The following is a 17,856-nucleotide window of genomic DNA, read 5'->3' as shown; positions in this document are numbered from 1 at the left end:
CTCACCCCAGCATCCGGATCGAGCTGGGCACGACGCTGCCCTGGCCGAGCTCGAAGGTCACGTTCTTGCCGAAGTACGGCAGCGTTGTGTTGACGAACGGCACCAGGTTCACCTGCTCGAACAGGGCCCGCTCGGCGGCTGCCCAGTCCGCGCAGCCGTCGGTCCCGGCGGTGCGGGACGCCTTGGCGACCGCGGCGTCGTACCCGGCGTTCTTGATCGAGGAGAAATTGCTGCCGTTCGGCGGTGTTGTGCCGGACAGGAAGCTGACCAGCTGGCTCGGGAGGGAGACGGTCAGCGGGATCAGCCCTGCGTGCCAGGTGCCTTGCCCGGCGAGGACCACAGTGCTGATCTCGGCGGTGGAGACGGCCTTCAGCGACACCTCGACGCCCAGCTCGGTCCAGGACTTCTGCAGCAGCTCAGCGGCCGACTGCAGCGTCGGACCGAGCGTGGTGGGGTAGTAGAAGACCAGCGACAGCTTGCTGCCGCCCTTCTCGCGGATACCGCCCGCACCTGGCTTCCAGCCCGCCGCGTCGAGCGCGGCTTTGGCGGCGTTCAAGTCGTGGCCCGGCAGGTTGCCGGTGACGGTGTCCTCCTTGCACGGACCCATGCCAGGGGCAACCAGATCGGTCGGCGCCGTACCGGTTCCGCTGGTGACCACCTTGCCCAGCTGGGTCAGGTCGAGGCCCTGCGTCAGCGCACGCCGTACGGCGAGATCGGAGGTGGGCAGTCCCGCCTTCTGGTTGAACCAGAGCTGGCCGAGCGGCGCACCGGCCTCCCGCTTGAACAGTTGCTGGGCGGCCAGGCGCTGCTTGTCCGGTCCGGCGATGGCGACGATGTTCACCTGTCCGGCGGTCAGCAGGTTCGCCGACGTGGTCTCGTTGGCGACGACCTTGATCACGACCTTGTCCGGCAGCCCGGCCTGGTCGGCCTTGAAGTCACCCGGGCCCCAGGCGTAGTCCTTGCGCCGGGTCAGCGTGTAGTGGTCGCCGGGTACGGCCTCGCTGACCGTGTACATCCCGGTGCCGTCCGAGCTCTGCTTGAGGATGCTGCGGTCCTTCATCCCCTTGCCACAGACGATGTGCAGGCCGCCGACGTTGCGAACCAGGAAGGCGTCCGGAGCTGCCGCCGTCACCGTCACCGTGCCGGCCGCGTCGTCAGCGGTCGCCTTGGCGCCCGCCGGGACGAAGACGCCGATCCGGGTCGACTTGTTGGCCGGATTGCCGACGAAGTTGATGTTCTGCGCGACCGTGCTCGCGGTCAGCGGCGTGCCGTCGGCACAGGTGACGCCCTTGCGCAGCGTGTACTTCGCGGTGGTCGTCGTGCCTTCCCACTTCTCCGCCAGCCCCGCCACCTGCTTGCCGCTGGAGTCGATGTTGACCAGCGCGTCGTACAGGAACCAGTCGACCTGCATGGTGACCGACAGCGAGGTGAACTGCGGGTCAAGGTTGCCGGGGTCGCCGCCGACGGCCATCGTCAGCGTCCCGCCGCTGACCGGCTGGCCGCCGCCGGCCGTGGTCGGTTCGCCTCCTGAGCTGCAGGCGGACAACGCGAGGACGCCGGCCACTGCGACAGCGAGTACGGATCTCATGGATGCCTCCGGGGAATCAGACGGCAGCGCGGCGCAGAGCCCGCCCGCTGTGCAGGTAGAGGGCGCGACCGGTGCCGTCGTCGCCGAGGAACACGTGCGGGGTGTGCAGGCCGTTGGCGGCCTTGACCGCGATCAGGCTGTGCTCGTCGCGGCCGACCAGCTCGACCGGCTCGGGCGTCGGGCCGAGCTCACTGAAGATGCCCTTCGGCACCTGGTCGAGCCAGAACCGGCCGTCGTCGTCCTGCCGGATGGTGATGTCGGCCACCTCGCAGGTGTAGGTGCCGAGGAACCGTTCGACATCCACCGGCACCGCCGTGGCCGGAGGAGTGGGCATCGCGGGCAGGTCGAGCCCGGCCAGTTCCTTGACCACGTGCCCGAAGACCGCGCGGTACAGCTCGATCATGTCGCCGCCGTTGGTCAGCAGGGCGATCGCCAGACCGTGCTCGGGCACGATGCGCAGGAACGCGCCCTGGCCGATCGTCCCGCCGTCGTGGCCGATCACCGTGGTCCCGTTCCAGTCGAACAGCTCCCAGCCGAGACCCCACGAGTCGCCCATCATCCCGAGCGCGGGCAGCTTGACCTGCGGCTCCTGCATCGCCTCGACACTCGCCGCACTCAGTACGGCGGTCCCGTCGGCCGTCGTACCGGAGTCCAGGTGCAGGCGGGCGAACGTGAGCAGGTCACGCGGTCGCATCGCGAGCATGGCACCGGCGGCCGCCATCGACCGCGTCAGCGCCCAGACCGGAGCGGGGACCGGCGCCTCGTCCGGCGCGGGTCGCAGATGCCCGACGGCGGCCCGGTGCAGGATCGCCTCGTACGGGTCGTTGGCGGCGTGGGTCAACCCGAGCGGAGTGAACAGACGCTCCCGCAGGACGGTGTCGTACGGCTTGCCGCGTTGCACCTCGACCAGCCGGCCGAGAACGACGAAGGCCGCGTTGTTGTAGGAGAACATCTCGCCCGGGCCGAACAGCTGCTCGACCCCGGAGAGGGTGGCGAGGTACTTCTCGACCGCGTCGTCGCCCTTGCCGGTGTCGTTGAAGATGTCACCCTCGAAGCCGGCGGTGTGACTGAGCAGCTGCCGGGTGGTGATCTTCGCGGCCGCGCCCTCGTCGCCGAGCACGAACTCGGGCAGGTACTCCCGTACGGGCCGGTCGAGGTCGACGATGCCGTCGTCGGCGAGCTGCATCACCAGCGTGGTGGTCCACACCTTGGTGATCGAGCCGATCTGGAAGACCGAGTCGGCGGTCGCCTCCACGCCGGTCGCCTTGCTGAGCAGGCCGGCGGCGTGGTCGACCACCTCACCGCCGTACAGGACGCCGACCGCCGCGCCGGGCACCTCGTGCTCGGACAGCAGGGCCGGCAGCTGGTCGTGCAGCCACGTCTCGATCTCGTTCAGGGTCGCCATGGGCCGACGTTAGGACGCTCGGGGCGGCGCGTATTCGTCGCAGGCGACAACGGAGTGGGCCGATTTCGTCCGTCCGGACGAAGCCGTGCGGAGCGGCCTGGCGTCCGCTGAGCTGGTACGCCTGACGGGAACATCGGCCGAGGACTTACCCTTGAGGGTGTTATGACCTCTTCCGGCCGGCGTACGGTCTACCTCGATCATGCCGCGACGACTCCGATGCTGCCCGCGGCGATCGAGGCGATGGCCTCTTACCTTGGGCGCACCGGCAACGCCTCGTCGCTGCACGGATCGGGACGGGCGGCCCGGCGGACCGTGGAGGAGTCCCGCGAGACGATCGCCGAGGCGCTCGGCGCGCTGCCGAGCGAGGTGGTGTTCACCTCCGGCGGGACCGAGGCGGACAACCTCGCGCTGAAGGGGCTGTGGTGGGCCCGGCTCAAGGAGGACCCTCGCCGGCGGCGCATCCTGCTGAGCGGGATCGAGCACCACGCCGTACTGGACCCGGCCGTCTGGCTGGCCCAGCACGAGGGCGCCGAGCTCGAGTGGCTGCCGGTCGACGCGCTCGGGCGCGTGCAGCCGGATGAGGTGCGTGCGGCGATCGAGCAGGACCCGGCGGCGGTGTCGTTCGTGACGCTGATGATGGCCAACAACGAAGTCGGCACGCTGCAGCCGATCCAGCAGGTCGCGGCGATCGCGGCCGAGCACGGGATCCCGGTGCACACCGACGCCGTGCAGGCGGTCGGGCAGATCCCGGTGGACTTCGGCGCGCTCGGCGTGGACGCGATGACCGTGTCGGCGCACAAGATCGGCGGCCCGTACGGGATCGGTGCGCTGGTGGTGCACAAGGAGACCCAGCTGGTGCCGATCGTGCACGGCGGCGGCCAGGAGCGCGACGTACGGTCCGGCACGCTGGACACCCCGGCGACGGCCGGGTTCGCGGTCGCGGCCGCCCACGCCGTCAAGCACCAGGCCGACGAAGCGCAGCGCCTGATCGGGCTGCGCGACCGGCTGGTCGAGGGCATCACGAGCACGATCCCCGGCGCGTTGCTGTCGGGGGATCCGGTGAGCCGTTTGCCCGCCAACGCACACTTGTCGTTCAAGGACTGCGAGGGCGACTCGCTGTTGCTCCTGCTGGACGCGCGCGGCATCGAGGTCTCGACCGGCTCGGCGTGCAACGCGGGAGTCGCAGAGCCGAGTCACGTGCTGCTCGCGATGGGGTACGACGACCAGCGGGCCCGCGGCTCGCTGCGGTTCACCCTCGGACACACCAGCACCGACGCCGACGTCGACGCGGTGCTGGACAACATCGGGCCAGTGGTGGAGCGGGCGATGTCCGCCGGACTGCAGAACGTGGGAAGGAACAACTGATGCGGGTACTCGCAGCCATGTCCGGCGGGGTCGACTCCGCCGTCGCGGCGGCGCGGATGGCCGAGGCCGGGCACGACGTGGTCGGTGTGCACCTGGCGCTCAGCCGCAACCCCCAGTCGTACCGCAGCGGCGCCCGCGGCTGCTGCACGGTCGAGGACTCCCGCGACGCCCGCCGGGCCGCCGACGTGATCGGCATCCCGTTCTACGTCTGGGATTTGGCCGAGCGCTTCCACGCCGACGTGGTCGAGGACTTCGTCGCCGAGTACGCCGCCGGCCGGACGCCGAACCCCTGCCTGCGCTGCAACGAGAAGGTCAAGTTCAGCGCCGTCCTGGAGCGCGCGCTGGCGCTCGACTTCGACGCGGTCGCCACCGGGCACTACGCGCAGATCGTCGAGACGCCGTCCGGCCGGGAGCTGCACCGCGCGGTCGACCCGGCCAAGGACCAGTCGTACGTGCTCGGCGTGCTCACCCAGGAGCAGCTGCGGCATGCGTTCTTCCCGCTCGGCGACACGCCCAAGACCGAGATCCGGGCCGAGGCCGAGCGGCGCGGGCTGTCGGTCGCGGCCAAGCCGGACAGCCACGACATCTGCTTCATTGCCGACGGCAACACCCCCGGCTTCCTGTCCAAGCAGCTGGGCGAGGCGCCCGGCGACATCGTGGACAGCAGCGGCACCAAGCTCGGCGAGCACAAGGGCACCCACGGGTTCACCGTCGGGCAGCGCAAGGGCCTGCGGATCGGGACGCCGGCGGCCGACGGCAAGCCGCGGTTCGTGCTCGACATCAGCCCGGTCGACCGCACGGTCACGGTCGGCTCCCGCGAGGAGCTGGCGGTGGAGAGCCTGGTCGCGTCCAAGCCGCGCTGGTGCGGACCGGTCCCGGCCGGCACGCTGCACGTCAAGGCGCAGCTGCGGGCACACGGTGACGAGGTGGCGGTGACCGCTCGCGTCGAGGGCGACCAGGTGTTCGTGGAGTTCGACGAGCCGACCGCCGCGGTGGCACCGGGCCAGGCAGTCGTTCTGTACGACGGGACACGGGTCATCGGCTCGGCCACCATCGACACCGTCCAGCGCGCCACTGCGAACGTTTGATGACAACCACTGGTCTCGGGTCTGTACCTGGCGAGGACATCCGCGAGTGGACCAAGGTGGTGCTCGACGCTGTCGACATCCCCTTCCTCCCGGAGCTGCCGGCGCGCCCGTACGGCGACATGCTCAGCCGCGCGGTCGCCGTACTGGCTGAGCTGTCGGCTGATCTCCAGCCCGCCGGGTGGCGGCTGACGGGTGGTTCGGATCCGCTGTCGAGTCTCGACCAGCGCCGGGCGCGCTCGCTGCTGCACGAGGATCTGGACGTGCTGGAGGAGTTCGGCGACGGGTACACCGGGCCGCTCAAGCTCCAGTTCACCGGGCCGTGGACGCTCGCGGCGACGGTGGAGCTGCCGCGCGGCGACAAGGTGCTCGCTGACCACGGAGCCCGGCGCGACCTGGCTGACGCGTTGGCGCACGGGCTGAACGCGCAGGTGGCCGAGGTACGGCGTCGGCTGCCGGGCGTGGACTTGCTGGTGCAGCTGGACGAGCCCGCACTGCCCGCCGTACTGGCTGGGGCTGTACCGACGGCTAGCGGGTGGAGCAAACACCGCTCGGTCGACGGTCCGGGCGCTGTGGAGCTGCTGGCTCGCGTGATCGACGCTGCTGATCCCGCGACGACGCTGGTGCACTGCTGTGCGGCTCGGCCGCCGATCGAGGTGTTCACCCGAGCGGGCGCCGGGGGAGTGGCAGTAGACGTGTCACTGCTCACTGAGCCGGCGTGGGAGCAGATCGCTCTGGCAGTGGAGGCCAAGACCACCCTGTACGCCGGACTGATCGCCACCACCGGGCCGATCCCCGACCCGGAGCAGGCCGCCGCACCACTGGTACGTACGTGGCGCAACCTCGGTCTGGACCCGGAACTGATGAAGCAGGTCGTCGTCACCCCTGCGTGTGGGCTCGCCTCCGCTCCGTCGCCGGCGGACGCCCGGGCTCGCCTGGACCGGCTGCGTGGCGTCGTGGACGCGCTCGGAGAAGCCGCCGAAGCGTGAGCCGGCCGGGGTCGTGGATAACCCCGGAATCGTCGGTGCCGGGCGGTAAGTTCTCCCCATGAGCACGGAGATCCCCGAGACGACCGCCGCCGATCAGCCTGCCGCGCCGCCGAAGGTGCGCGAGCGGCACGCCGCGCTGAGCCGCGAGATCGAGGAGCACCGGTTCCGCTACTACATGGCGACCTCGACGATCTCCGACGCCGACTTCGACGCGCTGATGCACGAGCTGCAGGACATCGAGGAGCAGTACCAGGAGCTGCGCACGCCCGACTCGCCGACGCAGAAGGTCGGCGTGCCGATCTCGACGCTGTTCGAGCCGGTCACCCACCCGACCCGGATGGAGAGCCTGGCCAACGCGTTCTCCGCCGAGCAGATGGAGGCCTGGGCCAAGCGGCTGGAGCGCGAGGTCACCGTCCAGCAGATCCACGACAGCGGATTCCTCTGCGAGCTCAAGGTCGACGGCCTCGCCCTCGACCTGGTCTACGAGAACGGCCGCCTGGTCACCGGCGCCACCCGCGGCGACGGCCGGATCGGTGAGGACGTCACGCTCAACGTGCGCACCATCGACAGCATCCCGAACGAGCTGGACGGCGACGCCCTGCCGACCTTCCTCGAGGTCCGCGGCGAGGTCTACTTCCGGGTCGAGGACTTCGAGCAGCTGAACGCGCAGCTCGTCGAGGCCGGCAAGGCCCCGTTCTCCAACCCGCGCAACGGTGCCGCCGGATCGCTGCGGCAGAAGGACCCGCGGGTCTCCGCGCAGCGTCCGCTGCGGTTCGTCGTGCACGGGCTGGGGCGGGTCGACGGTTTCCACATCGGCCGGCTGTCCGAGGCCTACGAGCAGCTGAAGGCCTGGGGGCTGCCGGTCAGCGACCGCGCCCGCAAGGTCGAGACGCTCGCCGAGGTGAACGAGTTCATCGCCTACTACGGGGAGAACCGGCACTCCGTCGACCACGAGATCGACGGTGTCGTGGTGAAGGTGGACGAGGTCGATCTGCAGCGGGCACTGGGCTCGACGTCGAGCGCGCCGCGCTGGGCGATCGCGTTCAAGTACCCGCCGGAGGAGGTCACCACCAAGCTGCTCGACATCAAGGTCAACGTCGGCCGCACCGGCCGCGTCACGCCGTACGGGGTGATGGAGCCGGTCCGGGTGGCCGGCTCGACGGTCGAGTACGCGACGCTGCACAACAGCCAGGAAGTCGAGCGCAAGGGCGTCTGGATCGGCGACACCGTCGTCCTGCGCAAGGCCGGCGACGTGATCCCGGAGATCCTCGGTCCGGTGATCGAGCTGCGCCCGGCCGACGCGCACCCGTTCCGGATGCCGACCGAGTGCCCGTCCTGCGGGACGACGTTGCGCCCGATGAAGGAGGGCGACGTCGACATCCGCTGCCCGAACTCGCAGACCTGCCCGGCGCAGCTGCGCGAGCGGCTGTTCCACCTGGCCGGGCGGTCGGCGTTCGACATCGAGGTGCTCGGCTTCAAGGCCGCAGACGCGCTGATCGGCAGCGAGCTGATCGCGGACGAGGGCGACCTGTTCTCGCTGACCGAGGAAGCACTGGCCCGCAGCTCCTTCTTCACCACCAAGGCCGGAGCCCTCTCGGCCAACGCGCAGAAGCTGCTCGCGAACCTCGAGGCCGCCAAGACCCAGCCGCTGTCGCGGGGACTGGTCGCGCTGTCGATCCGGCACGTCGGTCCGACCGCGGCGGCCGCGCTGGCGGCGGCGTACAAGGACATCGACGAGGTGCAGGCGGCGAGCGAGGAGGAGCTGTCGCGGCTCGAGGGCGTCGGGCCGACCATCGCGCACGCGGTGATCGAGTGGTTCCAGGTCGACTGGCACCAGGAGATCGTGCGCAAGTGGAAGGCGGCCGGCGTCCAGTTGCGTCAGGAGCGGACCGGGCCGACCGTCGAGCAGACGCTGACCGGGCTGTCGATCGTGGTGACCGGCACGATCGAGGGCTTCAGCCGCGACGAGGCGACCGAGGCGATCGTGTCGCGTGGCGGCAAGGCGGCCAGTTCGGTGTCGAAGAAGACCTCGTTCGTGGTGGTCGGTGACTCTCCGGGGTCGAAGTACGACAAGGCCGTGCAGCTCGGCGTACCGATTCTGGACGCGGCCGGTTTCCAGGTGCTGCTCGACTCCGGCGCCGACGCGGCCGCCGAAGTGGCGACCAGGCCGGAGCCCGAGCAGGCGTAGATCGGCCGTGACACAAGGGATTCCGGCCTAGCTCGGTACGGCGTACGAGCGGTTCGGCACACCAGTTTCTTACGGGATGGATCCGTGGCGGGGGCTGGCCCGTCGGACTGTTAACTTTGCACGTCCACACGTGGGTTTCTAAGGAGCGACTATGACGACGCCGCCACAAGGACCGTGGAGTCCTGGGCAGCCGGGGGGCCAGCCGGGCGGGCAGCACGGGGGAAACCAGGGTGGCTGGGGACAACAGCAACCCGCCCAGGGTGGTGGCTGGGGACAGCGGCCGCCGCAGCAGGGCCAGCCCCCGCAGGGTCAGCCTCCTCAGGGCACGCCGCCGCAGGGTGGTGGTGGCTGGGGACAGCAGCCCGGGCAGCCGCCGCAGCAGCCGGGTCAGACCGGCTGGGGTCAGCAGACTCCGCCGCAGACCGGTGGGTACCAGCAGCAGCCGTGGGGACAGAAGCCCGCGCAGCAGGCCGGCTGGCACCAGCAGCAGGGCGGTCAGCAGCCTTGGCAGCCGAACGGTCCGGGCGGCTCGGGTGGCGGCAAGGACAAGATGCCGCTGTTCATCGGTGGCGGCATCGTCGGCGTCCTGCTGATCGGTCTGCTGGTGTTCGTCGGGATCAAGGCGCTCGGCGGCGACGACGAGCCGACCACGCAGCCGACGACCACCACGTCCACGGAGCCGACCAACGGCCCCGAGACTCCGAACGGTGACCCCACCGGCGACCCGACCGGCGCGCCGCCGGCCGGTGAGCTGGGCAACGCGACCGGTCAGGCCAAGACCGCGACCGACAAGCTCCAGGCCGACGGGTACCAGTGCAGCGACCTGTTCAACGGGGCGCAGGGCGCACACCGCGGTTGTTTCAAGCTCGACGGTGCGAGCGAGGTCGAGGCGGTCTTCCAGTTCCAGCCCGACGGCACGATCCTGGCCGTGCTGATCAAGTCGTCCAACGACGAGAACGTCAACAACGCCGGCGTCACCTTCGACGCCGCGCTGCAGGCGATCGGCAACGACGCCTTCGGTGGTTCCGAGGTCGCCAAGGTGCAGCAGGCGGTGAAGAACGGGCAGAAGTCGCAGAAGGTCGGCAGCACCTGGGGCGAGTTCTCGCTGCGCAACAACGGCGACACGATCCAGGTCGGTGGCAAGAAGTCCGGCGCGGACGAGCTCGACGTGCCACGCAAGGAGTTCCAGACCACCCAGGCCGCGATGGTGGCCGGGCTGAAGGCGAAGAAGTACGACTGCCGCAACGGCATCACCTGCCGCAAGACGCTCGGCAAGTACGGGTCGCAGTCGATCTACGGCTTCGCCTCGCAGGGCGGCGGGCTGCGCTCGTTCCAGATGCGGGCCTCGGGTGACACCGCGGACCTGAAGGCCGGCTCCGGAGCCGTGGTCGCCGACGGGCTGGCGGTGCTGCAGGGGCCGGACGTGGCCGCGCTGAAGGCGTTCGTCGGGGCTCGCAACGACGGCAAGTCGTACACTGGCTACGTGTCCGGCTGGCGGGTCGAGATCCTCACCGACACCAAGGAAAGCTACGGCTCGCAGACGGTCGAGTTCAGCTACGAGTCGTTCTACGTCTGACCGATCGACCTTCGTGAGGACCAGGTGAAGTTCCAGCCCGAGAAGCGCGAGCAGCGGGCGGTGGCCAAGCCACCGCCCGAGGCGGTCCAGCGCGTCGACGGCGGCGGCGCCTGGGGGCCGACCCAGTTCGAGCTCCCGGCGCGGGACGGCAAGAACACCGTCGCGATCCTGCTCACCGCGCTGGCCGGCGGGCTCGTCCTGCTGGCCATCGTCGGCCTGGGAGCGCTGGCGTACTTCGAGCTCCGCTGACCTGTACGAACGAAACCTCCTCACCCGCTGTGCGGGAGAGGAGGTTTCGTCTTGTCCGGCTGAGGTTCTACGCGGTCGCGCGAATGGTGACGGCGAGGTTGGCCAGGTAGCTGAGCCGGGCGACCTCGGAGCCGAGGAACTCCGGCCCACCGCGGCGGCCGATCACCAGCACCCGGCGGTCGGACTCCAGCGGCGCCGCGACCAGCACCGACTCGACCAGGCCCTTGTGGTCCGGCGCGGCCAGCGTGGTCGCCTTCTCCAGCGGCAGCCACTTCTCGACCAGGTCGCCGAACTCCGGCGTCGCGCTGGTCTCGAGCGCGACCTTCACCTCGCTGCCCGTGCCGTCCAGCAGCGCGGCCCAGTCGGCGTGCAGCACCGAGGGCGCCTGTTCGACCAGGATGTCGATCGCCTCGGCCGGGGCCGAGGTCATCTGCTCGACGGCCTCCAGGTCCATGTGCAGGCCACCGCCGGCGCCGTACCGGGAGAACCAGATCACTTCGACGCCGTCGACACCGTTGCAGGCCGAGACCAGCCGGTCGGGCAGTACGCCGGGCGGGAGGTCGACCACGACGTCGTCGACGGCCGTGCCGTTCTCGCGGCGGTGCTCCACGATTTCGATCGCGTGGATGTCGGCGTCGACCTCGCCGAGGGCCGTCGCCACGGTGCCGAGCGAACCGGGTCGGTCCGGGAGGATCAGTCGCAGCAGGAACACCGAACGATCATCTCCCAGCCCAAAACCACGCAAGTTACGCCCTGTCGCGGCCAATGTTACAGAGCGGAGCAAAGTGACACGCCAGCGGCTTCGATCCGGTGCCGCTTTCGCTTTGTCCACAGCATCGGGCAGCGGGCAACACAGCTGTCACAGCCGACCTCTAGGATGGCTCAGGTGCCCCTCGAAACCTTGAGTGGCGCTGGTCAGTAACCGCACACATTGGATGCCCTTCATGCCATCGATTACCCGCGAAGAGGTCGCGCACCTTGCGCGACTGGCGCGGATCGAGCTCTCCGACGACGAGCTCGACCACCTCGCACCGCAGCTGGACCAGATCATCGCTCTGGTCGGGCAGGTCAGCGAGGTGGCCGCGGACGACATCCCGCCGACCTCGCACGCCCTGCCGATCACCAACGTGATGCGCGAGGACGTGAACGTGCCGTGCCTGACGCCGGAGCAGGCCCTGTCCGGCGCGCCGGCCGCGGAGGAGCAGCGATTCCGGGTGCCGCGGATCCTGGACGAGGAGGCGTGATGAGTGACTTGATCCGTAAGACCGCGGTCGAGCTGTCGGAGCTGATGGCGTCCGGTGAGGCCAGCGCGGTGGAGATCACCCAGGCGCACCTCGACCGGATCGGTGCCGTCGACGGTGCCGTGCACGCGTTCCTGCACGTCGACACCGAGGGCGCGCTGGCGCAAGCCGCAGCCGTCGACCAGAAGCGTGCCGCGGGCGAGAAGCTCGGCCCGCTGGCCGGCGTACCGCTGGCGCTGAAGGACGTGCTGACCCAGGACGGCGTCCCGACCACCGCCGGCTCGAAGATGCTCGAGGGCTGGAAGCCGCCGTACGACGCGACCGTGGTGCAGCGGTTGAAGGCGGCCGGCGTGGTGATCCTCGGCAAGACGAACATGGACGAGTTCGCGATGGGCTCGTCCACCGAGAACTCGGCGTACGGCACGACCCACAACCCCTGGGACCTGAACCGGATCCCCGGCGGCTCCGGCGGCGGTTCGTCGGCGGCCCTTGCGGCGTACGAAGCGCCGCTGGCGATCGGCACCGACACCGGTGGCTCGATCCGCCAGCCCGGTGCGTTCACCGGCACGGTCGGCGTCAAGCCGACGTACGGCGGCACCTCGCGGTACGGGCTGATCGCGCTGGCCTCGAGCCTGGACACGCCTGGTCCGTGTGCGCGTACGACGCTCGACGCGGCGCTGCTGCACGAGGTCATCGCAGGTCACGACCCGATGGACTCGACCTCGATCAACCAGCCGGTCCCGGCGGTGGTCGACGCGGCCCGTCGCGCCGACGTCGCCGGCCTGCGGATCGGCGTCGTCAAGGAGCTCGGCGGCGAGGGATACCAGCCGGGCGTCGAGGCCCGCTTCCACGAGGCGGTCGAGCTGCTGACCAAGCTCGGCGCCGAAGTGGTCGAGGTGTCCTGCCCGCACTTCGAATACGCGCTGCCGGCGTACTACCTGATCCTGCCGAGCGAGGCCTCGTCCAACCTGGCCAAGTTCGACGCGATGCGCTACGGCCTGCGGGTCGGTGACGACGGCGAGAACAGTGCGGAGAAGGTGATGAACCTGACCCGCGAGGCCGGCTTCGGCGCCGAGGTGAAGCGCCGGATCATGCTCGGCACGCACGCGCTGTCGAGCGGTTACTACGACGCGTACTACGGCCAGGCGCAGAAGGTCCGCACGCTGATCGCGCGGGACTTCACCAAGGCCTACGAGCAGGTCGACGTGCTGGTCTCACCGGCCACGCCGACGACCGCGTTCGCGATCGGCGACCGGGTGAACGACCCGATCGCGATGTACAAGAACGACCTGTGCACGATCCCGTCCAACCTGGCCGGCAACGCGGCCGCGTCGTTCCCGTGCGGCCTGGCCGACGAGGACGGTCTGCCGGTCGGCTTCCACGTGATGGCCCCGGTGATGCGCGACGACCTGCTCTACCAGGTGGGCGGCGCGCTCGAGGCCGCGCTGGCCGAGCAGTGGGGCGGCGTACTGATGTCCAAGGCTCCGGAGCTGGAGGTGTCCCGATGACGGCTGAGGTTTTCGCGATCGAGGACGCGCTCGCGCAGTACGACCCGGTGCTGGGCCTCGAGGTCCACGTCGAGCTGAACACGAAGTCCAAGATGTTCTGCGGCTGCCCGACCGAGTTCGGCGCGCCGCCGAACACGCAGACCTGCCCGGTCTGCCTCGGCCTGCCCGGCGCGCTGCCGGTGGTCAACGCCCGGGCGGTCGAGTCGGCGATCAAGATCGGTCTCGCGCTGAACTGCGAGATCGCCGAGTGGTGCCGGTTCGCCCGGAAGAACTACTTCTACCCGGACATGCCGAAGAACTTCCAGACCTCCCAGTACGACGAACCGATCGCGTTCAACGGCTGGACCGAGGTCGTCGTCGACGGCGAGACCTACCGGATCGAGATCGAGCGCGCGCACATGGAGGAGGACACCGGCAAGTCGACCCACGTGGGTGGCGCGACCGGCCGGATCCACGGCGCCTCGCACTCGCTGGTCGACTACAACCGGGCCGGCATCCCGCTGATCGAGATCGTCACCAAGACGATCGAGGTCGCGCCGGACAAGGCCGCGGCGGTGGCTCGCGCGTACGTGAGCATGCTGCGTGACCTGCTGCTCGCGCTGGACGTCTCCGACGTCCGGATGGACCAGGGCTCGCTGCGCTGCGACGCGAACGTGTCGCTCAAGCCGCGCGGCTCGACGGTGCTCGGCACGCGGACCGAGACCAAGAACGTGAACTCGTTCCGCTCGGTCGAGCGCGCGGTGACCTACGAGATCACCCGTCAGGCCGCCGTCCTGGCGTCGGGTGGCAAGGTCCTGCAGGAGACCCGGCACTGGCACGAGGACACCGGTGTCACCACGTCGGGCCGGGAGAAGTCGGACGCCGACGACTACCGGTACTTCCCCGAGCCGGACCTGGTCCCGGTCGCGCCGTCGCGCGAGTGGGTCGAGGAGCTGCGCGCGACACTGCCCGAGGCGCCGTCGACGCGGCGGGTCCGGCTGCAGGAGGAGTGGGGCTTCACCGATCTGGAGATGCGCGACGTCATCAACGGCAACGCGCTGGAACCGATCGTGAAGACGGTCGAGCTCGGCGTCAGCCCGGCCGCGGCGAAGAAGTGGTGGCTGGGTGAGCTGGCCCGGGCCGCCAACGAGTCCGGTAAGGATCTGGCCGACCTCGGGGTCGGGCCGGTCGACGTCTCCAACGTCCAGCAGCGGGTCGACAAGGGCGAGCTGAACGACAAGCTGGCCCGTCAGGTCTTCGACGGTCTGCTCAAGGGCGAGGGCAGCATCGACGAGATCATCGAGGCGCGCGGGCTCGCGCTGGTCTCCGACGACTCGGCGCTGATCGAGGCCATCGACCGCGCGATCGCGGCGAACCCGGACGTCGTGGAGAAGGTCAACTCCGGCAAGCCCGCCGCGGCGGGTGCGCTGATCGGCGCCGTGATGAAGGACCTGCGCGGCCAGGGCGACGCGGCGAAGGTCCGCGAGTTGCTGAACGCGAAGCTCGGCATCTAGTCCGTACGACGTACGTCGGCGAGTAGGCCCCAGGGGAGTTTCCCTGGGGCCCGTCGTCGATCGGGGGTCAGGCGGCTTCTTGGTGGTGCAGGTCCGGGGGAGTGGCGAGCAGCTTCTTCGCCACCGCCACGTCGGCCGGCGCGCAGCGCACCTCGTACTCCGTCGGCTGCACCTCGGTCGTCGGCGCCTCGGGGCGGTTGCGCACCAGCGCCTTGAAGAACCCGACCAGCGCGCCCAGGATCGCGCCGTACACGAGACCCCAGAAGACGACCACCAGCCCGGTCATGCTGGTCTCGGCCACCAGCGTGACGAACACCCCGAGCGCCAGCCCCAGCGCCGCACCGGTCAGCGCGCTCTGCCCACTGGCCCGCGCGACGTCTCCGGTCCGTCTGTCCACCATCCGCAACCCGGCTCCGGTGATCTCGAGCCCGGTCATCCCGTAGGCCCTCAGTTGATCGACGGTTCGTAGCGCGTCCTCGTACCGCTGCGTCGACGTGATCACGCTGGTGTCCAGTGGCGCCTGGTGAGGCACGACGTCTCCCCTCCCTGAGTGTGTGGTGTCGTTCCACTAGTACCAGGTGCGGGGTAATTGCATGCGTCGTCAGCGAGTAATCGTCACGCGAAGGATCCGGTCGTCGCCGTCACGGACGTCGCCGCGGCCGTCGGTGTTCGACGTCGTCACCCACAACGATCCGTCCGGCGCCGCCTCGACGGTCCGCAATCGCCCGTACTCGTTGGTGAAAAACGCCACCGGCTCGCCGGTTCGCTTGCCGTCGGCAACTGGGATGGCCCACAATCGCTCGCCGCGCAGACCGGCCATGAACACGTGTCCCTGGGCGGCGCCGATCCCGGACGGCGACGCGTCGTCGGTGTTCCACTGCGCGATCGGATCCACCATGCCGTCCAGCCGGCTGACCCCTTCAGCGGCTGGCCATCCGTAATTGGCGCCGTTGTTGATCGCGTTCAGCTCGTCCCAGGTGTCCTGGCCGAACTCCGCGGCGTACAGCTGGCTCCCGTCGAACGCGAGACCCTGCACGTTGCGGTGCCCCTTGGAGAACCACGGCTTCCCACCCGGGTTGCCCGGCGCGGCCTTGCCGTCGGTGGTGATCCGCAGAATCTTCCCGCCGAGCGAGTTGTCGTCCTGCGAGTTCGGCCGATCCCCGCCGTCGCCCGTCCCGGCGTACAGGAATCCGTCGGGCCCGAACCGCAGTCGTCCACCGTTGTGCACCGCGGCCATCGGAATCCCGTCGAGAATGGTCTGCTGCCCCGACAACCTGCCGCCCTGGTACGTCATCCGGGCGATCCGATTGTCGTCGCCGGTCGAGTAGTAGACATAGACATACGGCCTGGTCGGATATTGCGGATCTACCGCGATCCCCAGCAACCCACCCTCGGACGAAGCATCAACGCCATCCACCGACCCCACCTCGGTCGCCCGCCCACCCGCGACCCGCTTCACCTTCCCCGAGTCCCGCTCGGTCACCAGCGCACTCCGGTCCGGCAGAAACGCCAACCCCCAAGGCACCTCGATCCCCGTAGCCACCGTCCCCGCCACCTGCAACTTCACCGGCCCCCGAGGCGCGGCACTACTCGTCGGCGCTGCCGAGGGCGTCGTCGTACTGGCTGACGGCGTAGTACTACTGACCGCCCCCGACGGAGTCGGTGCCGCCGCGCCCTCACCATCCGAGCACCCAGCAGCCACCAACCCAACCGCCACCACCAGAGCCGCAGTACGCACGCCATCTCCTCCGAGTCGACCAGTCCCGCCAAGGTACCCACCCGACTGTCCCGCACGACTCCCGAAAACCACCCGAAAGCCACGCTGACTCGTACAACTCGCTGCTGTCACCCACGCGGATGAGCTGTCTCATCTTGCGCAGCCAGTCGGCTGTTGATGCCCTGATCGTGAGGAATTGAGGTTCAAGTTCGCTGGACCATGCGCCACTGCAGTGTGCTCCAGCGGTGTGGCGCACGTCACTCGCTACCTACACAGATGATTCGGAACTGTATGGGTTGTATAAGTTGGCCCCGTTGTGTGCCCTACATCGTTCTCTCTGCATCTGTGGCTCGGGGGGAGTCTGGGAGCGGTGGGGCAATGTACGGGAGGGGTCTGTTCGGCGCCAGCAGAGGTATTGCGCGCCGGACCGTAGCTGGAGCGTGCGCGCTTTCCCCCTTCAGTATCAGGCCGTCAGGGTCGCTGAACGTCGCTGGATTGCTGTTCGAGTACGCGTAGGCGTTCAGGTTCTTGGGATCCTTGATGTCGACTCAGAGGCATATGAAATATTTGAGAGCAACGAAACAGAATTCCCCGGCGACGAATGTCCGGTCCGTGTTTATGTGGCACGAACAGGCCGGGTCGCGGATTCTGTCAGAGTCAGGTGAAGCTTGACGGGTTCGCGGATGTACGGGATTCCAGCTGAGTTGCTGAGGAACTGAGTGATCTGGTATTGCTCGGCAGTCCTGCGCCGGCGTGAAGTCGGTGTTGAATACTAGGAGTGGCCAGAGAGGTGGCCGCTCCTAGTATTCAACTGCTCCGCAGGGTCCTGGCGCCGAACTGTGACGGGTATACGCCGATAGTTCTCGTCCGGCGATTCGACTGCCCGCGCGGGGCGTAGTGCAATCGGTGTGAATGATGGATGAGTCGATCATGTGGAATGGCCGGAAGTCAGGAGCGAAACTCTTGTACTGGTGATTGATGAGGTCGGCCTGACCTGCTAGCAGAGTTGCGGTCTGTTGGGCAGCTGGGTTCTGGTTCGGAGTCGGTGCTGATGGTTGGTCGTGCTGACGCGCGCTGCTACATCGTCGTGATCGACCCTGTAGGGGAGGATGTATTCGCGGTTCGGTTCCTGGAACGGGAGGTGGATGCTGATGTCCGAAGAGGTTCCCCAAATCACGGTAGGTGACCTGCGCGCCGTCTTTGACATCCTCATGAAGCGGTTGGAGGTCGAAGGTAAAGATATCGAGTTCTCGGCCGACTACTATTGGTCGGTGCCGGCGAATGAGTTGACGAATGTTTATGAAGAGCCGACGCAGTTGACGGTCGGTCAGATTTCCGAGACCTGGATGAACCTCGTGGAATTGAGAGACGGCCGGTCCGACGCTCTGGCTTACGGGGCGGTCTGGCTGGGGGATATCCTGAGGGTCATCGGATCTGAGCGAACAATCTGAA

15 protein-coding genes are annotated in these 17,856 nt (G+C 68.9%); 10 read left to right on the top strand and 5 right to left on the bottom strand.

Going from position 1 to position 17,856, the window contains the following annotated elements; translation table 11 throughout:
- Position 1 precedes the first annotated feature (1 nt).
- Together ACQPXM_RS28685 and ACQPXM_RS28680 are read right to left on the bottom strand one after the other, a co-directional pair.
- Positions 2–1,588 (bottom strand): ABC transporter substrate-binding protein, encoded by a 1,587-nt coding sequence (locus ACQPXM_RS28685; protein ID WP_432939080.1) that lies wholly within the window; start codon positions 1,586–1,588, stop codon positions 2–4.
- 16 nt (positions 1,589–1,604) lie between these two features.
- Entirely contained in the window at positions 1,605–2,993 is a 1,389-nt protein-coding gene (locus ACQPXM_RS28680; RefSeq protein WP_432939078.1) for a serine hydrolase domain-containing protein, read from the bottom strand.
- Positions 2,994–3,155: 162 nt separating this feature from the next.
- Here ACQPXM_RS28680 and ACQPXM_RS28675 point away from each other — a divergent pair, with 162 nt between their 5' ends.
- The 6 genes from ACQPXM_RS28675 (at position 3,156) to ACQPXM_RS28650 (ending at position 10,445) form a co-directional block, all read left to right on the top strand.
- Positions 3,156–4,358 (top strand): cysteine desulfurase family protein, encoded by a 1,203-nt coding sequence (locus tag ACQPXM_RS28675; RefSeq protein ID WP_432939075.1) that lies wholly within the window; start codon positions 3,156–3,158, stop codon positions 4,356–4,358.
- The gene (gene mnmA, locus ACQPXM_RS28670) at positions 4,358–5,446 is read left to right on the top strand and encodes a tRNA 2-thiouridine(34) synthase MnmA (protein WP_432939073.1); all 1,089 of its coding nucleotides are present in this window, start codon (positions 4,358–4,360) and stop codon (positions 5,444–5,446) included. The genes ACQPXM_RS28675 and mnmA overlap by 1 nt, the downstream gene beginning before the upstream one ends.
- Positions 5,446–6,432 carry a methionine synthase vitamin-B12 independent gene (locus ACQPXM_RS28665; RefSeq protein WP_432939071.1) on the top strand — a complete coding sequence of 329 codons (987 nt, stop codon included), beginning with the start codon at positions 5,446–5,448 and terminating at the stop codon, positions 6,430–6,432. Before mnmA ends, ACQPXM_RS28665 begins: the two co-directional genes overlap by 1 nt.
- 58 nt (positions 6,433–6,490) lie before the next feature.
- A complete protein-coding gene (gene ligA, locus ACQPXM_RS28660) occupies positions 6,491–8,620 on the top strand; it encodes an NAD-dependent DNA ligase LigA (protein ID WP_432939069.1) in 2,130 nt (709 codons plus the stop codon).
- A 151-nt stretch (positions 8,621–8,771) separates the two neighbouring features.
- Positions 8,772–10,196 (top strand): hypothetical protein, encoded by a 1,425-nt coding sequence (locus tag ACQPXM_RS28655; protein WP_432939067.1) that lies wholly within the window; start codon positions 8,772–8,774, stop codon positions 10,194–10,196.
- A gap of 24 nt (positions 10,197–10,220) precedes the next feature.
- Positions 10,221–10,445, top strand: coding sequence for a hypothetical protein (locus tag ACQPXM_RS28650; RefSeq protein ID WP_432939064.1), 225 nt, complete (start codon positions 10,221–10,223; stop codon positions 10,443–10,445).
- 67 nt (positions 10,446–10,512) lie between these two features.
- Here the strand turns inward: ACQPXM_RS28650 and ACQPXM_RS28645 are convergent, their stop codons facing one another.
- Positions 10,513–11,157, bottom strand: coding sequence for an ACT domain-containing protein (locus ACQPXM_RS28645; RefSeq protein WP_077012877.1), 645 nt, complete (start codon positions 11,155–11,157; stop codon positions 10,513–10,515).
- A 232-nt stretch (positions 11,158–11,389) separates the two neighbouring features.
- Here ACQPXM_RS28645 and gatC point away from each other — a divergent pair, with 232 nt between their 5' ends.
- The 3 genes from gatC to gatB are packed head-to-tail and all read left to right on the top strand — an operon-like array spanning position 11,390 to position 14,687.
- Positions 11,390–11,689 (top strand): Asp-tRNA(Asn)/Glu-tRNA(Gln) amidotransferase subunit GatC, encoded by a 300-nt coding sequence (gene gatC / locus ACQPXM_RS28640; protein WP_432939062.1) that lies wholly within the window; start codon positions 11,390–11,392, stop codon positions 11,687–11,689.
- Positions 11,689–13,194 (top strand): Asp-tRNA(Asn)/Glu-tRNA(Gln) amidotransferase subunit GatA, encoded by a 1,506-nt coding sequence (gene gatA / locus ACQPXM_RS28635; RefSeq protein WP_077012875.1) that lies wholly within the window; start codon positions 11,689–11,691, stop codon positions 13,192–13,194. The genes gatC and gatA overlap by 1 nt, the downstream gene beginning before the upstream one ends.
- Positions 13,191–14,687 (top strand): Asp-tRNA(Asn)/Glu-tRNA(Gln) amidotransferase subunit GatB, encoded by a 1,497-nt coding sequence (gene gatB / locus ACQPXM_RS28630; protein ID WP_432939058.1) that lies wholly within the window; start codon positions 13,191–13,193, stop codon positions 14,685–14,687. The genes gatA and gatB overlap by 4 nt, the downstream gene beginning before the upstream one ends.
- A gap of 67 nt (positions 14,688–14,754) precedes the next feature.
- Here the strand turns inward: gatB and ACQPXM_RS28625 are convergent, their stop codons facing one another.
- Complete coding sequence (locus ACQPXM_RS28625; protein WP_432939055.1) at positions 14,755–15,219, bottom strand: hypothetical protein; 465 nt, start codon at positions 15,217–15,219, stop codon at positions 14,755–14,757.
- A gap of 69 nt (positions 15,220–15,288) precedes the next feature.
- Positions 15,289–16,230, bottom strand: a complete 942-nt coding sequence (locus tag ACQPXM_RS28620; protein WP_432939052.1) for a PQQ-dependent sugar dehydrogenase — start codon at positions 16,228–16,230, stop codon at positions 15,289–15,291.
- 1,325 nt (positions 16,231–17,555) lie between these two features.
- On the opposite strand from ACQPXM_RS28620, the gene ACQPXM_RS28615 reads away from it, so the two are divergent.
- Positions 17,556–17,855 carry a hypothetical protein gene (locus ACQPXM_RS28615; protein ID WP_432939049.1) on the top strand — a complete coding sequence of 100 codons (300 nt, stop codon included), beginning with the start codon at positions 17,556–17,558 and terminating at the stop codon, positions 17,853–17,855.
- The last annotated feature ends 1 nt before the right edge of the window (position 17,856 follow it).

Source organism: Kribbella sp. CA-253562, assembly GCF_050942265.1.
Classification (GTDB): Bacteria; Actinomycetota; Actinomycetes; order Propionibacteriales; family Kribbellaceae; genus Kribbella.
This window is presented reverse-complemented; position numbering and strand designations above follow the sequence as displayed.